Below are 18,553 nucleotides of genomic sequence, written 5' to 3' on the forward strand. Positions count from 1 at the left end.
GGGCTCAGCGCACGACCTCGGTCACGGCGGCGATCCACGCGAGCGCGTCCTGTTCGGCAGCGAACGAACGGCGCGTCGCGTAGACCGTCGCCGTGTCACCGATCGTGACCACGAAGGTGACCGCCCAGGTCTCCTGGTCGCGGCGGAGCATGCGGGCCTTCGTGTCGAGGTGCACGGGCGCGACCAGGGTCGCGTGGTCCAGGTTGAGATACGTGGCCTGCGACGTCGCCATCTCCACGACCGGGACGAGCCTCATCACCGCACTGTAGGCGATGAGGCTCGCCCCGCAGGCCTGGTCGGGCGCACCGGCAGGAGCAGCGGCACCCGGGTGAGGCGGACGGCCGGTGCGACCGCGGGGCGCCTCCCACGGAAGAGGGGTGCCGCCGGCCCGCAAGACCGGCGGCACCCCGTGCCTGAGCGTTGGAGGGTCAGATGTTCCAGACCTGGAGGGTCGAGATCTGCCCCGCCGGCCAGCCCGTGTTGGCGGTGATGTTCAGCCGGACGTAGCGCTGGGTCTGCGCCGGGAACGTGATCGTGACGGTGTTGCCCGCCCCGCCGGTGAAGGCGTAGGAGGCGGTGTCCTTCAGCGTCGAGAAGCTCGAGCCGTTGGTGCTGCCGACGACCTGGATCGTCTGGTTGCGGGCGCCCCACGCGGCGGGCAGCTGCAGGACCACCTTGCTGATGCTCTGCGCGGAGCCGAGGTCGACCTGGACCCACTGCGGGAAGGCGTTGTTGGCGCTCTCCCAGTAGGAGTTCTGGTCGCTGTCGGTGACGTTGCCGGAGCCGTACACCTGGACGTGGCCGGACTCGCTGGTCGGCTTGCCCGCGGCGAGGTTGGTGGGGGTGGTGCCCCCGGCGCCGGTGCCGGTCAGCGAGACCGTGGTCGGGCTGTTCTGCGCGTTGCTGGTGACCGTGAGCGTGCCGGTCCGCGTGCCGGACGCGGTCGGCCGGAAGGTCACGTTGACGACGCAGGACGCGCCGACCGCGATCGAGCTGCAGTTGTTCGTCTGCTGGTAGTCGCCACTGGTGGTCACACCCGAGACGGTGGCCGCCGCGGTGCCCGTGTTGCTGATCGTGACCGCCTGCGAGCCGCTGGTGGTGTTCAGCGCCTGCGACGCGAAGGTCAGGCCGGTCGGGTTGGCGCTGAGGACCGGCGCGGTCGGCGTGGTGCCGCCGCTCGGGTAGACCTCGAGCTCCGCGACCTGGCCGGCGGGCCAGCCGGTGTTCGCGCTGATGTTGACGCGGACGTACCGGGTGTTCGTCGCCCCGAAGGTCAGGTTGACCGTGTTGCCGCTGGCCGGGTTGAACGTCTGCGCGGCGGAGCCGACGATCGTGCTGAAGCTGGACCCGTCCGTGCTGCCCTGGACCGACAGCGTCTGCTGGCGGGTCGCCCACGCGGCGTCCGGCGGGAGCTTCAGCGTGACCTTGCCGATGCTGGTGGTCGCGCCCAGGTCCACCTGGATCCACTGCGGGAACGCGTTGTTGGCGCTCTCCCAGTACGTGGCGGCGTTGCCGTCGGTGACCGTGGTCGCCGCCTGCGTGCCGTTGACCTGGCTGCTGGCGGTGGCGGGCCGGTTGAGGGCGATGTTCGTGTTGGTGCCGATGCCCGTGCCGGACAGGCCGACCGTGGCGGGGCTGTTGTTGGCGTTGCTGGTGACCGTCAGCGTGCCCGTCCGTGCGCCGGACGCGGTCGGGGTGAACGTCACCGTGACCGTGCAGGAGGCGCCGACGGCCAGGGAGCCGCAGGTGTTGGTCTGGCTGTAGTCGCCGCTGGTGGTGACCCCGGAGACCGTGGCCGCCGTGGTGCCGGAGTTGGTGAAGGTCACCGTCTGCGTCGGGGCGGACGCGCCCACCACCGTACCGGCGAAGGACAGCGAGGCCGGGTTGGCGTTGACGACCGGTCCGGGTGCCACACCCGTGCCGGACAGCGGGACGGTGCTGGTGACGCCGGCGGCGGTCACGCTCAGGTTGCCGGTGCGGGTGCCGGCCGCGGTCGGGCGGAACGTGACGCTGACCGTGCACGACCCGCCGGCGGCGATGCTGCTGCCGCAGTTGTTGGTCTGCGCGAAGTCACCGGAGACGGCGATGGTGCCGACCGGGGCCGACGCGGTGCCGCTGTTGGTGATCGTGACGGCCTGTGCCGCGCTGGTACCGCCGGTCGCGACCGAGCCGAAGCCGAGCGCGTTCGGGCTGACGGTGATGTTGGAGCCGTTGTCGGGCAGGTACGGCGGGAACGTCGGCGTCGGCATCGTGCAGGCGGTCGAGCCGAAGATGCCGGAGTTGCCGCCGCCGTCGGTGAGGTTGAACCCGACGCCGCAGCTGTAGATCGGCGCGGGGCCCTGCGTGCCGGTGGCGGTGCTGTTCGTGATCGTCGCCGCGCCGGCGACCTGGAGCTGCGCCACGAATGTGCCGGTGTTCTGGATCGTCGCATTGTTGATCTTCACGTTGTTGATCTGTGAGCCGGAGACGAACTGGATCGCCTCGAACGGGCTCTGCTGGATCAGGATGTTGTCGACGTTGGTCAGGCCGTTCATCGCGCCGTCGCGGGCGTCGAACCACAGCGCGCCGACGCCGAACTGCCAGTTCGGGTCGAGGTTGCCGGACCGGATGATCGTGTTGCGCAGCACGTCGGTGCGGCCGATCGGGGTCGAGGCGAAGCGCTGCCCGACGTGGATGCCGCCGCCCTGGCTGAGGCCGGCGTCGATGACCTTGTTGTCGGTCACGAAGTTGTCGTGGCCGCCGTAGATCGCGATGCCGTTGGCGAGGATCGGCAGCTCGACCGTGTTGTGGTCGAACGAGTTGTTCACGTCCGCGTTCTGCTCGGCCCACATGGCCAGGCCGTCGTCGCCGGCGTTGCGGACGTGGCTGTTGGTGACCTTCGAGTTCGTCACGCCGTTGTGGAAGTTGATCGCGTCGGCGTTGTAGTTGCGCAGCCGCATCTGGTCGAACACCAGGTTGGTGAACGGACCGTCCATCCAGGCGCCGACCTTGGTGTGCTCGATCCACACCCGGGTGACGGTGGAGTTGCTCAGCGAGCCGCCGATGCCGTTGACCTGGTCGGCGTCGTTGCGCTCCTGGACGTTGCCGAAGATCGAGAAGTCCGACAGGTGCACGTTGGCGCTGGGCGACGGCGCGTAGTTGCCGTAGAACCCGATCCGGTCACCGGTCGTCTTCGAGTGCCACATGCCGGCACCCTTGATCGTGATGTTGTTGACCGCGATGTGACCCTGGATCTTGAACGTGCCCGGCGGGATCCACACCGTGCCGCCGGGGCCCGCCGAGGCGATCGCCTGGTTCATCGCGGAGGTGGAGTCGTTGACGCCGTTCGGGTCGGCGCCCTTGCTCGTGATCGACACTGACCCGGCCGGCTGCGACAGCGGACCGGCGACGTTCTCGAAGTCCGCGAGGTCGATGGTGTACGACGAGGCGGTCGAGTCCGCGTCGACCTGCAGGCGGAACTTCGTCCCCGCGGGGTAGACCTGCGGGAAGAGGCGGTTGACCTCGTCGTAGAAGTGGTGGTGGTTGTTGCCCGGCTGATTGCTGAACGGGTAGCTGCTGTAGTAGTGGCTGTACGCGTTGGTCAGCGTGAAGTTGTTGGACCGGACCCCGTTGATGTACAGCGAGATCGGCGCCGTGTACACCGAGCCGTTGCTGCTGTCCGGGATGCTGTAGCGGAACACCATCGAGTTCGTCGCGACCGGCGTGGTGAACTCGACGTACTTGCCGCTGCCCTGCAGCGTGACGGCTTTGCGGTAGGACGCCTCACCCGCGAGGGTGTTGTAGGCGGCGCTCGGGCCGATGACGGTGCCGTTGGTGGCGGCGTTCTCCGCCTGCACCTCGACATAGGGCAGCGTCGCACCGACGCCGCCGGTCGCGGCCGCCGCGGCCGGCGACATCGTCATACCGACGACGACGCCCGCGGCAGCGAGGGTGGTGCCCGCGGTCAGGGCGACGAGACGCCCTTTCCGCCTGGCACCTCGAGTGGACCGGAACATGTGTTGCTCGCTTTCGACGGAGCCGTGCCGCGCAAGCATCAGCCGGCCTGCCGCGACGTCGGCGGTTGTCGGGCTGGTCGGCGCTGGTGGTGACGATCGAACGGCGGGGGTGGGTTTTGTACACCGGTTGGCGGGGCGGTGCAAGAGGGACCGTAACTCCACCGACACCGCCGCGCAATATCCAGACACATCTTTGCTGCTTTCGAACGTGTTCTTGCAAGGGTTGAGCAGCCATCCGGTCACGTTCCGCTCGGCTTCGCCGCCCGACCGCTCGGCGCTCCACCGCGCCACTGGGCTCCCCCGCTCGATGTTCATCGCCAAGACTCGATGCGACCGTCCGCTGCCGCAGCTCGGGGTCCGTTCGTGCCGCTTCGTGCTGTGGACCGCCCTCGGACGGCAGACGAGAGGAAGCAGTACATGCGACGCAAACTCGCTCTGGTCGCCGGAGCCGTGCTCGGCCTGCTCGCGAGCCTGGCCCTGTCCCCCGTGGCCCCGGCCCGGGCCGAGTCGAACGGCGGCGTCCGCGTCATGCCGCTCGGCGACTCGATCACCGACGGGTTCAACGTGCCCGGCGGCTACCGGATCAACCTGTGGCAGCGGCTCGCCGCCGGCGGGTACACCGTCGACTTCGTCGGGTCAGGCTTCAACGGCCCGGCGTCCCTGGGCGACCACGACCACGAGGGCCACTCGGGCTGGCGGATCGACCAGCTCGACGCCAACATCGTGGGCTGGCTGCAGGCGACCTCGCCGCGCACCATCCTCCTGCACATCGGCACCAACGACATGAACCAGAACTACGACGTCGCCAACGCCCCGGCCCGGCTGTCCGCCCTCATCGACAAGATCCGTGCGAACGCGCCGTCGGTCGAGCTCTTCGTCGCCCAGATCACCCCCGAGACCAACGCGACGCAGGAGGCCCGGGTCCAGGCCTACAACGCGGCGATTCCCGGCATCGTCGCCGGCAAGGGTCCGATGACGCACCTGGTCGACATGCACTCCGCCATCACGACCGCCGACCTCGCCGACGGTGTGCACCCCAACGCCACCGGTTACGACAAGATGGCGGCCCGCTGGTACTCCGCCCTGCAGTCCGTGCCCGGCAGCCTCATCCCCACCATCCCACCGGTCGGCACCGCCGTCTCGCTGGTCAACCCGCAGTCGAACCGCTGCATGGACGTCGCCGGCGTCAGCACCACCGCCGGCGCCCAGATCCACATCTGGGACTGCCACGGCGGCACCAACCAGAAGTGGACCCGCACCGCCGCTGGCGAGATCCGCGTGTACGGCAACCGCTGCCTCGACGTCAACGGCAACGGCACCGCCGACGGGACGAAGATCCAGATCTGGGACTGCAACGGCACCACCGCCCAGAAGTTCACCTTCAACGCCAACGGCTCCATCACCGGCACCGGCTCCGGCAAGTGCGTCGACGTGAACGCCTCAGGCACCGCCAACGGCACCAAGGTCCAGCTCTGGACCTGCAACGGCACCGGCGCCCAGCGTTGGGCCGCCCGCCCCTAGCCTGACCTCCGTCTCGACCGGGTGCGTCCTGCCTGGGGCGCACCCGGCCCTCCCCACTCGAGACGGATCGGGGGCGCGTCGCGTTTGCCAGCGCGGCCGCATCGATCAGGCCACCCGACCACCGCCAACCCTGGGCGCACCCGGCCCTTCCCCTTCGATCAGGCCGGCCGGACCACCGCCGACCGCAAGCGCACCCTGCCTTCCCCGCTCGATCAGGCCGGCCGGACCAACCCGACCTCGTACGCGAACACGACCGCCTGCACCCGGTCCCGCACCTCCAGCTTCAACAGGACCCGGCCCACGTGCGTCTTCACGGTCGTCTCCGCCACGTTGAGCCGCTCCCCGATCTCCGGGTTGGACAGCCCCTCGGCCACCAGCAGCAGCACCTGCCGCTCCCGGTCCGTCAGGCTCGCCAGCCGCCGCAACGCCTCGGGGTCCTCGACCGCCGGCGGCGCCGTCACGAACTTCCCCGCGAACCGGTCCAGCAGGCTCCGCGTCGCCCGGGGCGCCACCATCGCGTCACCACCGGCGACGGCCCTGATCGCCGCCAGCAGATCCCCCGGCGGCGCGTTCTTCAGCTGGAATCCGCTCGCCCCCGCCTGCAACGCCGCGAACGCGTCCTCATCGGTGTCGAACGTCGTCAGGATCAGCACCCGCGGCCCACCCGGCCGCGCACACAGCGCCTCGGTCGCCGCGATCCCGTCCATCACCGGCATGCGGATGTCCATCACCACGACGTCCGCCTCCACCCGCCGCAGCAACCGCAACGCCTCGGCCCCGTCGCCCGCCTCCCCCACCACCACCATGTCCTCCTGCGCCGACAGCACCATCCGGAACCCAGCGACGATCAGCTCCTGGTCGTCGACGATCACCACCCGGATCACCGGCCCCACCCGCCGCCGGCCACCATCCCGACCTCGACTCCCCTGCCCGCCGCGCCCACGCTCAGCACACCCAGGTCGGCGCCCCGGCCCTGATGACCACCGCGCTCGCCTCCTCGGCGAACGTCGTCAACGCCCTGCTCCCCGTTTCCCCCAGACCCTTCGCCGACGCCCCGCTCACCGCCTTGGCCCACACCCTGGCCCACATCCCGCCTGCCGCCCTGACCCACATCCTGCCCACCGCCCTGACCCACATCCCGCCCACCGCCATGACCGATATCCCGCCCGCTGACCCGACCGACATCCCGTCCGCCGCGCTGATCCGCGTCCCGTCGGCCGCGCTGATCCGCGTCCCGTCGGCCGCGCTGATCCGCGTCCCGCCCGCCGCCCTGACCGACATCCCGTCGGCCGCGCTGATCCGCGTCCCGTCCGCCGTCCTGACCGACATCCCGGCCCGTTCCGTGGCTGCCGCGGTCACCAACGTGGTCAGCGCTCAGGCGCCTGTCGTCGAGCCAACCCACGTCCGCCCCACCTCCAGCCGCGCGCGCTCCGTCCGCCCCACCGCCGTCCGTCGGCACCGCGTCCGCCCCGGCCCCACCCGCACGCTCGACCCCAGCCCCGCTTCCATCCGTTGGCACCGTGTCCGCCCCAGCCGCACCCACGCGTTCGACCCCAGCCCCGCTTCCGTCCGTTGGCACCGTGTCCGCCCCAGCCGCACCCGCACGCTCGCCCCCCGCCCCGCCTCCAGCCGCCCGCACCGCATCCGCCCCGGCCCCATCCGCTCGCCTCCCGACCGCGCCGGCCTCATTCGCTCGCACCGCGTCCGCCCCGGCCCCGTCCTCGCGCTCGACGTCCGCCCCAGCTCCGTTCGCGTGCGCTGCGTCCACCGCGATGCCCTCCGCTCGCACCGCGTCCGCCGGGGCACCGGCCGCCGGCGCACCGTCCCCCTCGGCCGCGCTCACCGGAGGCATTGGCGGCACGGCCGGTGGCAGTGTCCTCGGAATGGTGGCGGTGACGGTCCACCCTCCGTCGAACCGCGGGCCGGCGCTCACCGTCCCGCCGTGCAGGGCGACCCGCTCCCGCATGCCGATCAGGCCGTGGCCGCCCGAGCTCTTCGCGACGGCGGGCAGCCGGCCGCCGCCGTCGTCGGTGGCCTCGATCTCGATGTGATCGGGCGCGTACTCCAGTCGCAGGGTCACCTTCGCATCTGGGCCCGCGTGCCGGAGGGTGTTGGTCAAGGACTCCTGCACGATGCGGTACGCGGTCAGCTCCTCCGCCACGCTCAACCCCACCGGGGTGCCCACCGTCTCCAGATCGACCCGCAGGCCGGCCCGCTCGACGAGCCGGTCGAGCTCCGCCAGGCCGACGCGCCGCCTGGACACCTCCCCGGCGCCGGGGGTCGCGCCCCGCAGGACGCTCACCACCCGGCGCATGTCCTCGAGGGCGTCGCGGCCGGTGGCGGCGATCGTGTCGAGGGCGTGGCGGGCCCGCGACGCGGACGGGTCGAGGGTGTACCCGGCGCCGTCCGCCTGGACGATCATCACGCTCAGGCTGTGGGCGACGACGTCGTGCAGCTCGCGGGCGATGGCGGCACGTTCGTCGGCGGCGGCGAGACGGGCGAGGTGGTCCCGCTCGCGCTCGAGGGTGGCGGCCCGCTCCTCGAGGCTCGCCACGTACAGCAGCCGGGTCCTCACCCCGTACGCGGAGAACCACACAGCGACGGTCAGCGTGCCGATGATCCACGTGATGGTGCCGAAGTTGTCGGTCCTGCGGGCCTCGACGGCGGCGCCGAGGACGACGCCGATGCCCGCGCCGACGCCGGCGAGGATGCCCCAGAACAGCTGGGGTCGGTACTTGACGACGGCGAACATCGACATCAGCACCGCCATGTCATAGAGGCGCATCGCGTCGTCGAACATCAGGTGCAGCGGCGCCGCCGTGTAGACGAGGCAGGCGACGATCAACGGAAAGCGGCGCCGGGCCAGCATCGCGGCCGCCATGACAAGCCCGATCGCGACGACGGGCGGCTCCAGCCCGCGCTCCATCACCGTCACGTACAGCACGGATCCTGCGAGGCCCCCGTCGAACAGCCAGGTCCTGACACGCCGGAGGTGTTCGCCGTTCCACACGTCGTCCACGATAGGTCTTCAATCTGCCAGTGCTACGACGACCGCGACGTTTGCCGCTCTGCGTGACGGGAGGACTGCGGCGAGTGCGCCTGCGAGCGTCGCGAGCCCGACGAACACTCCCAGCTGCGCGACCGGGATCGCGATCAGGGTGTCGACGTCCCCGAACGCCGCTTCCGCGGTGAGCCACCCGTAGACGAGGCCGAACACCACCCCGACGACCGCGCCGGCGGCGGCCATCAGTACCGCCTCGGCGAGCAGCGTCACGCGGAGCTGCACGCGGGTCAGGCCGAGCGCCCGCAGCAGCGCGGACTCGCGGGTCCGCTCCAGCACCGACAACGACAGCGTGTTGGCGATGCCGACGAGCGCGATGATCAGCGCCAGCGCGAGGAGGACGGCGATCACGGCGACGATCTGGTCGATCGCGGCGTTGCGTTCGTCGCGGAACTCCGCGAGGTCGCCGACCTGGACCAGGGGGTGCGTCGCGAGGGCTGCGTCGAGCCGGTGGCGTGCGCTCGTCGCCGGCACACCGTCCGCGGCGCGGAGCATGACGAGCGAGTCCCCGGAAGCGGCCGGGAACAGCGCCTTGTAGTCGGCGGCGGTGACCATGACGTCGCCGACGAGCGTCGCGCTCTGGACCGTCGCAGCGACCGTCACCGTGATCGTGTGGCCGCCCGGGCCTGTCAGCCGGAGCTGGTCGCCGACCCGCCGTCCGGAGAGAGCGTCTGAGCCGCTGGCCACGACGGCGGTCCCGGGCCGCAGGTCCGCCAGCCGCCCGGCGGAGACGACAGGCCGGTACGCCGTGCCGATCGCACCCTCGTCGATGGTGCCGACGAGCAGCCCGCCGCCAGTGGTCTTCGCATTGTCCTGCCGGACCGCCACGACGAGGTCGAAGGCGGGGTCGGCGCGCAGTTCCGCGGTCACCGCCGCCGGGACGGTCGCCGGCCGGTCGCCGCCGGTGACCGCGGGTGTGAGCAGGAAGTCGACGGGGAACGCCTTGTCGAGCTGGGCTTCGGCGGTGCGGTTGACGGTCGCGGCGATGGTGCTGCCACCGGCCATCAACGCGACGCCCACGAGCAGCGCGGCCGTGGTCGCCGCCGTGCGGCCCGGGTTACGCCTGGCGTTGGCGACGGCCAGGCGGACCGGCGCGCCGGCGAGGCGGACCGGCAACCATCCGACGGCGGACACCAGCGGTCCGATGAACAGCGGCAGGAGCAGCAGCACCGCGAGGAACACGCTCGTGCCACCCGCCATGACGATCACCATCGCGGTCTGCGGATCGCCGGTGCGCATCCCGGCCAGGGTCAGCGCGACCCCCGCGACGACGAGCAGCGCCGCGGACATCACCAGCACGACCCGCCCGCGCCCGCCGCCGCCGCGACCGAACGGCGTGATCCGCAGCGCCGCGATCGGTGGCACCCGGGTCGCCCGGATCGCGGGCACCAGCGCCGACACGGTCGTCAGGACCACACCGAGGAGCAGCGCCACCAGTACCGGCGAAACACCGACAACCAGTCGACCGCTGGGCAGCCCGATGCCTGGCAGGGCGGCTCCGCGGCACAGCCCGAAGCCGATCGCGACGCCGACACCGATCCCGAGCGCCGCGCCCGTGAGCCCGACCGCGGCGGCCTCGGCGACGACCCGCCGGAACACCTGCGCGCGGGTGGCGCCGACGCACCGCAACAGCGCCGTCTCCCGCATGCGCTGGGCGAGCAGGATGTTGAACGTGTTGGCGATGACGAGGGCGGCGACGAGCACCGCGACGACCGCGAAGAGCTGCAGCGCGACGAGCAGGCTGTCGATCTGGCCGAACGCCTCCCTGGCCAGGTCGCGCCGCAGCTGGTCGCCGGTGCGCACCTTCCCCGGCGCCGTGACGTGCGAGCGGACGGCCGCGGGTGCGGTGCCGTCGGCCACGGTCGCGACGACCTCGCGGAAGCCGGTGGCACCGGTGAGCCGCACGAGCGCCGGCCGGGTGAGCACGACGGTGGACGTGTTGCCACCGTCGACACCGGTGATATCGACGATGCCGACGAGCCGGAACTCGTGCCGCTGCTCGTCGGCGCCGACCAGCGCGATGGTGTCGCCGACCTGGTAGCCGGTGCGCCGGGCGCTTCGGGCGTCGAGCGCCGCGTCGCCGTCGGCCTGCGGCAGCCCACCCGTGCGCAGGTCGAACGGGCGCAGCTCGGCGCGCTCGCCGACGTCGACGGCGTGGCCGGGAACGCCGAACTCGGTGACGAGACGACCGGCGCGGTCGATGAGTGGCGCCTGCTCCGCCATGCGGCCTTCGACGCCGGTGACGCCGTCCAACCGACCGATCTCCTCCACTGTGGACAGTTGCAGACGGGTGCGGTCGGCGGCGGTGATGGCGAGGTCGACGTTGCGGGCGGAGCGGGCGTATTCGTCGAGCAAAGCGGCGCGGGTCGTGTCGCCGAAGATCATGATGCCGGCGACGAACCCGACGGCGAGCACGATGGCCAGCGCGGTGGGCACGAGGCGCCGCGGCCGCAGCCCGGACAGTGTGGTGCGTCGCATGTCAGGCCCCCAGCCGCTTGAGCAGGTCCAGCACGGCCTCGGGCGTGGGGTGGCGCAGCTCGTCGACGATGCGGCCGTCGGCGAGCATGACGACCCGGTCGGCGTAGGAGGCGGCGACGGGGTCGTGGGTCACCATGACCACCGTCTGGCCCAGCTCCCGGACGCTGCGGCGCATGACGGAGAGGACGTCGGCCCCGGTGCGGGAGTCGAGGTTGCCGGTCGGCTCGTCGGCGAAGATCACGTCGGGCCGGCCGAGCAGCGCCCGGGCGCACGCCACCCGCTGCTGCTGACCGCCGGACAGCTGACTGGGCGTGTGCCGCAGCCGCTCGCCGAGGCCGAGCACCGACACCACCTGCGCCAGCCGCCGGTGGTCGGGCCTGCGGCCGGCGAGGTCGAACGGCAGCAGGATGTTCTGCTCGGCGGTCAGTGTCGGCAGCAGGTTGAAGGACTGGAAGATGAACCCGACCCGCTCCCGGCGCAGCAGCGTCAGCGCCTTGTCGGACAGGCCCGTCAGCTCCGTGCCGCCCAGCCGGACCGAGCCGGACGTCGCGCTGTCCAGCCCCGCGAGGCAGTGCATCAGCGTGGACTTGCCGGACCCGGACGGGCCCATGATCGCGGTGAACTCGCCGGCGGGGAACGCGACGCCGACGCCGTCCAGGGCGCGCACCGTGGTGTCGCCTGTGCCATACACCTTCACGAGGTCGGTCACTTCGACCGCGAGCGTCGTTGTCATGGGAGGCAAGGTAGGCGCGGCGCGGGTCGCGCGTCGTCGTCGTCAAGCACACCATGGGTGTCCTACTCAGGTCGGACACGGGCAGTTTCGGGTCGGTCCGCGGGAGGACGACACGGCGGCGCGGGCGGGGCTAACTTCGGCGGCACCCGAGCGAGAGGATTCGCGATGCGCCACATGTACTTGTCCCGTCGCCGACTGCTGGGAGCTGCCGCCGTCTGCGCCGCGCTCGGTTTGCCCGCCTTGCCTGCCGCCGCCGCGCCGCGGGGTGCCAGGCCCGCGTTCCAGCTGCCCGCACCGACCGGGCCGCACCCGATCGGGACGGTGCCGCTGCATCTGGTCGACCCGGCGAGGACCGACCCGTGGGTGGCGCCCGCCCGGCCCAGGGAGCTCATGGTGCAGCTGTGGTATCCGGCCGCGTATCCGGCCGGCCCACCGGCACCGTGGCTGACCCAGGCCGAGGCGGGGCCCGTCGGCCGGGACCTGGCCGAGACGGTCAGCGGTGTCCAGCGGGACCTGCCTGGCCTGGCGGAGGTCCGCACCCACGGGCACACGGGCGCGCCGATCGCCGCGCGGCGTGGTGGCTGGCCGGTGGTGCTGTTCTCACCCGGGTATGGCGCCGAGCGCAACTCCAGCGCGGCACTGGTGGAGGATCTGGCCAGCCGCGGCTTCGTCGTGGCGACCGTCGACCACACCCACGACCCGCTCGCCGTCGAGTTCCCCGGCGGCCGGGTCGAGCCCAACACGATCACGCCGTTGATCGCGCAGATCGAGGACCCGGCCCAGCTCGACGAGTTCGCGGCGAAGATGGTCGCGGTCCGCTCGGCGGATCTGCGGTTCGTGCTGGACCGTCTGGCGATCCTCAACGACGGCGGCAATCCCGACGTCGAGCGGCGCCGCCTCCCGGCCGGGACCCTCGGCTCGTTGCGCCTGACGCACATCGGCGCCGTCGGCCACTCGCTCGGCGGCGCCACCGCCGCCCAGGCGATGCACGACGACCGTCGGATCAGCGCGGGAATCAACCTCGACGGCGCCCTCTACGGTACAGACGCCGCAGCGGGACTCGACCGGCCGTTTCTGCTGTTCGCGGCAGGCGACACCGACCGTGGCAACACGCCGGGCTGGGGTGTGTTCGCCGGCCACCTGCGCGGCTGGCACCGCGAGCTGAGGATGCCCGGCGCGCGGCACCTGTCGTTCCACGACTCGGTGCTGATGGTCCCGACGCTCGCGGCGCTGCCGGGCGCGCAGACCGGCGACGCCTACGGCACGATCGACGGGGCGCGGGTAACTGCGGTCGTCAGGGCGTACGTGGGTGCGTTCTTCGACCTGCACCTACACGGCTCCGGCGCCGACTCCAGGCTGCTCGACGCGGCGTCACCGCGGTATCCCGAGATCAGGTTCGTGGCATGAGCGGGCGTTACCGCGGCGCGGTGCTGGAGGACTTCACCGATGCGGCCGTCGCCCGGCTCGTCGGCGCCGACCGGGCCGGGTTCTGGCGGACCTCGGAGCACGCCCCCGACGAGCTCGTGGACCGGCTCGCCGACCGGGTCGCCGAGTCACCACCGGTCGATCCGTGGCGGCGCGGGTCGCCCGCCGACATCGACTCAGCCCGCGTGGACCTGCTGCTCGGGGCCGACACCGACCGGTCGCTGGCGCATCTGGGGCAGTTGGCCCGCTCGTTCGACGCGGTTCGCCAGATGTGCGGGGCGCGGGGCGTGTGGGTGCCGGCGGACGGCCCGGCGAGGCGGCGCTACCTGCCGCAGGGACGGACGATCGTGACTGCGCGCACGGCCGATCCGCGGTTGACGACGTTCGTCGACCCGGGCTCGGTGTTCGAGGATCCGCGCGGGCTGGGCTGTGCGCTGCCGCTCTCGGTGCCGCTGCTGGTGAGCGACGCGCTGTTGCCGGCGGTCGTGCGGGGCGGCGGGCACGCGTTCGTGCTGAGCCTCTGCTCGGAGTGCGACGCCGACGAGGATGTGCGCATCGGCTACGGCTGGGCGTTCGGGAGGTTCGACGAGGAGCGCGTCGAGTCGTGCCCGGGCCATCCACCCGACGGCGACCCCGAGCCGCCGCGGTTGCGGCTCGCGCCGGCCGGCGAACGCCGGTGGGACGACGTGGGGCGGCTCGGTGGGCGGCCCGCGTGGTCGCAGGCGTTTCCGCGGTGGCCTGTCTGCTGCGGCCGGCCGATGTGGTTCGTCGGGCAGCTACAGGCCGGCGAGTTCGGCGGCGTGGGTGGCGCGATCTGCGGGTTCCGTTGCGAGTGCGGCCGTGCGACCCAGATTCGCCAGATCACCTGAGCACCGCGGGCGACGGCCGGTCGCGGGCTTGGGCGGCGACAAGCCGGGCCGTGGAGCTTCGACCGGCGGCAGTCGCGTGGACGGCGGCGATGTGGGTGTCGGATGCGATCGGGGCGCCGTGCCGGCGGGGCAGCGACGGGGGTGGGCCTGCCATCGTGATCGAGCGCCGGACCGTTCAGGCCGCGAAGTGAGTCGGCTGCGACCGCGGCCCGAATGCCATGCCGGCATGACCGCGACGGGGGTGGGCCTGCCACTGTGATCCAGGGGCCATACGGGCCAGTTGCGACGGGAGTCGGCTTGCCACCGGGATCCGGGCGCCACGCCGGCCTGGCCGCGATCAGAGTCGGCGTGCCACCGCGGCCTGAGTGCGACACCGGCCAGGGGCGCGATCGAGAGCCGGGCAGCGACCGCGGTCCAGGCCCTACACCGGCCAAGCCGCGACCGGCGCGACCGAGAACCGGGCAGCGACCGCGGTCCAGATCCCGCACCGGCCAAGCCGCGACCGGAGTCGGCCTGCCATCACGGCCGAGCGCGACACCGGGCAGGGGCGCGACCGAGAGCCAGCCGGCGACCGTCGTCCAGACGCCACACCAGGGTCGCCACCACGGTTCGGCGTCACACCGGCCAGGCCGCAGTCAAAGTCGGACTGCGACCGCAGCCGAGCGCCACACCGGCCAGGCCGCAGCCAGCGTCGGACTGCGACCGCAGCCGAGCGCCACACCGGCCAGGCCGCGATCGGAGTCGGCATGGCACCTCGGTCGAGCCCGGCCGGGCTGCGACCGGGGCGACAGCAGATCCCTCAGGCTCTGCGGCTCCCGTTCGACCCAGCCCTCGGCCGCCGGCTCCGTGCCCCGCACCGCCACCTTGTCCCGCAGATGCCACGCCTGGTGCGTCGGTCCGGGTCCGGGGGCGGACGGGTCGGGCTGGGAAGGGTGGTCATCCAGGAGCGGTGGTGAGGCTTGGGCCTGCCCAGCCGCGGGTGGTGCCGTTCATGTCACAACCTCCTTGGTCGGAATCACCGTCGGAGGGAAGCATCGCGGCTGGGCGGTGTCGGCGCATCGGGAATTCTGCCTATGGGGGGACGGTGGAGGCACCCATGTTCAGTCCTGCAGGGTGCCGGCGAGCAGCCCCCGCATGAAGAAGCGGCCCAGCATGACGTAGAGGGCGAGTGTGGGCAGGCTCACGAGCAGGGCGCCGGCCATCGCCTGGCCGAAGGGGACGGACTGGCCGCCGGCGATGTTGTTCAGGGCGATCGTCACGGGCCAGGAGTCGCGGCTGGTCATCATGGCGCCGAACATGAAGTCGTTCCACGAGGAGGTGAACTGCCAGATGATCGCCACGGCGAAGGCCGGCTTGGCGAGGGGCACGGCGATGTCGACGAAGCTGCGCAGGATCCCGGCGCCGTCGAGGCGGGCCGACTCCAGGAGCGTGTTGGACAGGGCGACGAAGTGGTTGCGGAAGATGAGGGTCGTGATCGGCAGGCCGTAGATGATGTGGATGAGCATCAGGCCGGCGAGGCCGCCGGTCGGGTCGTTGCCGCCGCGGAGACCGACCGCGGTCATGGTCTGCGAGACGGGGATGATGACGGCCTGGTAGGGCACGAAGATCCCGAACAGGATCAGCGGGAAGACGACGTTGGCGAACGGGAAGCGGATCTTCGACAGGACGAAGCCGTTGGCGCAGCCGAGGAGGGCCGAGAGCAGGCTGGCGGGGATCGCGAGGGAGAGGCTGTTGCGGAAGCCGGAGGCGAGCTTGGGCCAGACGAGGCCGAAGTTGTCCAGCGACAGGCTGGTCGGCAGCTCCCAGATCCGCGTCGCCGACACGTCGACGGGGTCCTTGAAGGAGGTGACCACCAGGACGTAGACGGGGAGCAGGAAGAAGCACGCGAGGGCCCACAGCACGACGTACCGCACGACGCTGCGGGCGCCGCCGGCGGCTTTCGACGCGGCGGGCGGGATCGGGTCGGAGACCACGTGCCGGGGCACTGCGGCGGTGGCGCGCACCATGCGGACTACCCCCGTTCCGGAAGCGCGACGAGAAGCAGGACGGGACGCGGGACGAGACGCGGGACGAGAAGCAGGACGAGAAACGGGACGAGAAACGGGACGACGTGATCCGGAGCAGTGGAAGGCATGCGGGTTACCGCCGTTCCGTGCGGAGGGCGTACCAGACGTAGGGGCCGACCACGAGGGTGACGCCGACGAGGAGGACGGTGGCGATGGTGGAGCCGCGGTCGTAGAAGCCGCCGTCGAAGGTGGTGAACCACATGTAGAGCGACGGGGTGTCGATGCGGAGGTTGCCCTGGTCCAGGGCGTACAGGAGGTCGAAGGTCTTCAGCGAGATGTGGATCATGATGAGCAGGACGCTGAAGGTGACGGGGCGCAGCGCCGGGCGGACGACGTGCCAGAAGACCTGGGTCTCGCTGGCGCCGTCGAGGCGGGCGGACTCGCGGAGGGCCTCGGGGACGCCCCGCATGCCGGCCAGGAAGAGCGCCATGACGTAGCCGGAGAGAGCCCAGCCGGCGGGGAGGGCGACGGCCGCGATGGCCCAGACGGAGTCGGACTTGTGCCAGTCGCTGCGCAGGAAGTCGAGGCCGAGACCGGCGAAGAGCTTGTTGAGGCCGGCCGTGTCGCCGCCGGAGCCGTTGTCGAGCAGCCAGCGCCAGACGATGGCGGTGGCGATGAAGGAGATGGCCATCGGGAAGAGGAAGACGCCGCGGAGGAAGCCTTCGCCGCGGACGCCCTTGTCCAGGAGCATGGCCATGAGGAAGCCGAGCAGGAGGGAGCCGACGACGAAGACGACGGTGAAGACGACGAGATTGCGGACGTCGGCGTGCCAGCGCTCGTCGCGGAGCAACCGTGCGTAGTTGTCCAGGCCGACGAAGTGGTACGAGGGCGAGAGGCCACGCCAGTTGGTGAAGGAGACGCGGACGTTCCAGCCCAGGAAGCCGTAGACGAAGACGCCGATGAGGATCAGGGACGGCGAGACGAGGAGCAGCCCGGCCAGCCACGCGGGGCCGCGGCGCTTGCGGCGGCGGATCGGCGGCGGGACGAAGGGGACGTGCGGCGGGGCGTTGGAGTGCCGCGGCACGTGGACGGGGGCGGTCATCGCGTCTCCTGGAACTGCTGCTGCACGGTGCCGGCGAACTTGCCGAGGTCGCCGTGCTGGACGAACAGGCCGAGCGCCGAGTCGATCTCCGCGTTGTAGGCGTTGTTGGCCACGACGCCGTGGGCGAGAGAGCCGACGATGCGGGTCTTCGGGTCGCGCCACTGCCCCAGGGTCCAGCCGAGGTAGCCCTTGTAGAGGTCGGCCGAGGCGTCGGTACGGGCGGGTATGGAGCCCTTGAGGGGGTTGAACAGGTTCTGCCCGTCGGCGGAGCCGCACTCGATGAGCCACTTGCGGGACAGGTCAGGGCTGCGGACGCCGGTGGGGAGGGTGAAGGAGTCGGAGAGGAAGTCGTAGACGCCTTCGGTGCCGGGCGAGGTGGCCACGTCGTAGCCGTCGCGCCACCGCAGCTTCTTCGCCTGCTCCAGGTAGGAGGAGCTCCAGTCGCCCATCACGGCGTAGACGGCCGAGCCCTCGACGACCCGGTCGAGCTGCGGCTGCCAGTCCCCGGCCGCGGAGCGGACGTCGGAGTTGGCGAGGACCTTGCTGAACATGTCGAGTGCCGACGTGACCTGGGGCGAGGTCCACCTGATGTCGCCGGAGAAGAGGCGCTCGTAGGAGTCGGCGCCGAGCTCGCCGAGCAGGACGGTCTCCATGAGGTGCTTCTGGGTCCACTCGGGGCCGACGGCGAGCGGCACCTTGCCCTTGCCTTTGATCAGCGCGGCCTGGGTCAGGAAGTCCGCCCACGTCTTCGGCGGGCCGGCGATGCCGAGCTCACGAAGGACGCGCGGGTTGAACCAGATGAGGTTCGCCCGGTGGATGTTGACGGGGACGGCGTAGATCTTGCCGTCGATGGTCAGGTTGTCCAGCAGGCCCTTCGGGAAGACCTTCCGCCAGCCCTGCTCCTCGTACAACGTTGTCAGGTCCTGAACCTTGCCGGACCGGACGTCGTCGAGCAGCTCCAGGCCGGCGTGGCGCTGGTAGGAGTCGGGCGGGTCGTTGGCGAGCAGCCGGCTGGCCAGAATCGCCTTGGCGTTGGAGCCGGCGCCGCCGGAGACGGCGGCGTTGACGAAGCGGATGCCGGGGTTCGACGCCTCGAAGGACTCGGCCATCGCGGCCAGGCCCTCCTCCTCACCGGGTCCGGTCCACCATGAGTAGACCTCGAGCTGGTCGTCGCTCGCGCCGCCGACGGTGAGCATCGACAGGGACGCGAGCAGTGACACGACGAGCAGCGAGATGATGGCCAGGCGGCCCTTCCACACGTCGAACCTCCCGTGGCCTCGCTGGCGGGCGAATCCGGGTCACTCATGTCGTCGAGTGAACCTAGTGCTCACGGAAGTCGTTTGGTGATGAACGTCCGGTTCGA

Annotated in this window: 12 protein-coding genes; 3 read left to right on the forward strand and 9 right to left on the reverse strand. The window is 71.6% G+C overall.

Annotation, left to right across the window (positions count from 1 at the left end):
- Positions 1-4: 4 nt before the first annotated feature.
- The gene (locus ACFY3L_RS21125; RefSeq protein ID WP_389326367.1) at positions 5-256 is read right to left on the reverse strand and encodes a hypothetical protein; all 252 of its coding nucleotides are present in this window, start codon (positions 254-256) and stop codon (positions 5-7) included.
- 172 nt (positions 257-428) lie between these two features.
- Positions 429-3,995, reverse strand: coding sequence for a choice-of-anchor D domain-containing protein (locus ACFY3L_RS21130; RefSeq protein WP_389326370.1), 3,567 nt, complete (start codon positions 3,993-3,995; stop codon positions 429-431).
- A 417-nt stretch (positions 3,996-4,412) separates the two neighbouring features.
- Here ACFY3L_RS21130 and ACFY3L_RS21135 point away from each other — a divergent pair, with 417 nt between their 5' ends.
- Positions 4,413-5,516 (forward strand): RICIN domain-containing protein, encoded by a 1,104-nt coding sequence (locus tag ACFY3L_RS21135; protein WP_389326373.1) that lies wholly within the window; start codon positions 4,413-4,415, stop codon positions 5,514-5,516.
- A gap of 212 nt (positions 5,517-5,728) precedes the next feature.
- Here ACFY3L_RS21135 and ACFY3L_RS21140 read toward each other — a convergent pair whose 3' ends face one another.
- The 4 genes from ACFY3L_RS21140 to ACFY3L_RS21155 are packed head-to-tail and all read right to left on the reverse strand — an operon-like array spanning position 5,729 to position 11,788.
- Complete coding sequence (locus ACFY3L_RS21140) at positions 5,729-6,400, reverse strand: response regulator (RefSeq protein ID WP_389326376.1); 672 nt, start codon at positions 6,398-6,400, stop codon at positions 5,729-5,731.
- Positions 6,397-8,535 (reverse strand): histidine kinase, encoded by a 2,139-nt coding sequence (locus ACFY3L_RS21145; RefSeq protein ID WP_389326379.1) that lies wholly within the window; start codon positions 8,533-8,535, stop codon positions 6,397-6,399. The genes ACFY3L_RS21140 and ACFY3L_RS21145 overlap by 4 nt, the downstream gene beginning before the upstream one ends.
- A gap of 9 nt (positions 8,536-8,544) precedes the next feature.
- Positions 8,545-11,055 (reverse strand): FtsX-like permease family protein, encoded by a 2,511-nt coding sequence (locus tag ACFY3L_RS21150; RefSeq protein WP_389326382.1) that lies wholly within the window; start codon positions 11,053-11,055, stop codon positions 8,545-8,547.
- Position 11,056: 1 nt separating this feature from the next.
- On the reverse strand, positions 11,057-11,788 hold the full coding sequence (locus tag ACFY3L_RS21155; RefSeq protein ID WP_389326385.1) for an ABC transporter ATP-binding protein: 732 nt from the start codon (positions 11,786-11,788) through the stop codon (positions 11,057-11,059).
- A gap of 165 nt (positions 11,789-11,953) precedes the next feature.
- On the opposite strand from ACFY3L_RS21155, the gene ACFY3L_RS21160 reads away from it, so the two are divergent.
- Both ACFY3L_RS21160 and ACFY3L_RS21165 read left to right on the forward strand, forming a co-directional pair.
- Positions 11,954-13,195 carry an alpha/beta hydrolase family protein gene (locus tag ACFY3L_RS21160; protein WP_389326388.1) on the forward strand — a complete coding sequence of 414 codons (1,242 nt, stop codon included), beginning with the start codon at positions 11,954-11,956 and terminating at the stop codon, positions 13,193-13,195.
- Positions 13,192-14,082: a hypothetical protein gene (locus ACFY3L_RS21165; RefSeq protein ID WP_389326391.1), complete on the forward strand. Its 891-nt coding sequence runs from the start codon at positions 13,192-13,194 to the stop codon at positions 14,080-14,082. The genes ACFY3L_RS21160 and ACFY3L_RS21165 overlap by 4 nt, the downstream gene beginning before the upstream one ends.
- Before the next feature lie 1,100 nt (positions 14,083-15,182).
- Here ACFY3L_RS21165 and ACFY3L_RS21170 read toward each other — a convergent pair.
- The 3 genes from ACFY3L_RS21170 to ACFY3L_RS21180 form a co-directional block, all read right to left on the reverse strand.
- Positions 15,183-16,088 carry a carbohydrate ABC transporter permease gene (locus ACFY3L_RS21170; protein ID WP_389326394.1) on the reverse strand — a complete coding sequence of 302 codons (906 nt, stop codon included), beginning with the start codon at positions 16,086-16,088 and terminating at the stop codon, positions 15,183-15,185.
- A gap of 133 nt (positions 16,089-16,221) precedes the next feature.
- Positions 16,222-17,190 (reverse strand): carbohydrate ABC transporter permease, encoded by a 969-nt coding sequence (locus ACFY3L_RS21175; protein ID WP_389326397.1) that lies wholly within the window; start codon positions 17,188-17,190, stop codon positions 16,222-16,224.
- Positions 17,187-18,449 carry an ABC transporter substrate-binding protein gene (locus ACFY3L_RS21180; RefSeq protein ID WP_389326400.1) on the reverse strand — a complete coding sequence of 421 codons (1,263 nt, stop codon included), beginning with the start codon at positions 18,447-18,449 and terminating at the stop codon, positions 17,187-17,189. Before ACFY3L_RS21180 ends, ACFY3L_RS21175 begins: the two co-directional genes overlap by 4 nt.
- Between the last annotated feature and the right edge of the window lie 104 nt (positions 18,450-18,553).

This window comes from Dactylosporangium sp. NPDC000521 (genome assembly GCF_042898305.1).
Classification (GTDB): domain Bacteria; phylum Actinomycetota; class Actinomycetes; order Mycobacteriales; family Micromonosporaceae; genus Dactylosporangium.

Bases quoted from the DNA above. Each gene is read 5' to 3' on its own strand.
- ACFY3L_RS21155 (WP_389326385.1), bottom strand. From the start codon at position 11,788: ATGACAACGACGCTCGCGGTCGAAGTGACCGACCTCGTGAAGGTGTAT.
- ACFY3L_RS21170 (WP_389326394.1), bottom strand. From the start codon at position 16,088: ATGGTGCGCGCCACCGCCGCAGTGCCCCGGCACGTGGTCTCCGACCCG.
- ACFY3L_RS21135 (WP_389326373.1), top strand. From the start codon at position 4,413: ATGCGACGCAAACTCGCTCTGGTCGCCGGAGCCGTGCTCGGCCTGCTC.
- ACFY3L_RS21165 (WP_389326391.1), top strand. From the start codon at position 13,192: ATGAGCGGGCGTTACCGCGGCGCGGTGCTGGAGGACTTCACCGATGCG.
- ACFY3L_RS21125 (WP_389326367.1), bottom strand. From the start codon at position 256: ATGAGGCTCGTCCCGGTCGTGGAGATGGCGACGTCGCAGGCCACGTAT.
- ACFY3L_RS21160 (WP_389326388.1), top strand. From the start codon at position 11,954: ATGCGCCACATGTACTTGTCCCGTCGCCGACTGCTGGGAGCTGCCGCC.
- ACFY3L_RS21130 (WP_389326370.1), bottom strand. From the start codon at position 3,995: ATGTTCCGGTCCACTCGAGGTGCCAGGCGGAAAGGGCGTCTCGTCGCC.
- ACFY3L_RS21175 (WP_389326397.1), bottom strand. From the start codon at position 17,190: ATGACCGCCCCCGTCCACGTGCCGCGGCACTCCAACGCCCCGCCGCAC.
- ACFY3L_RS21150 (WP_389326382.1), bottom strand. From the start codon at position 11,055: ATGCGACGCACCACACTGTCCGGGCTGCGGCCGCGGCGCCTCGTGCCC.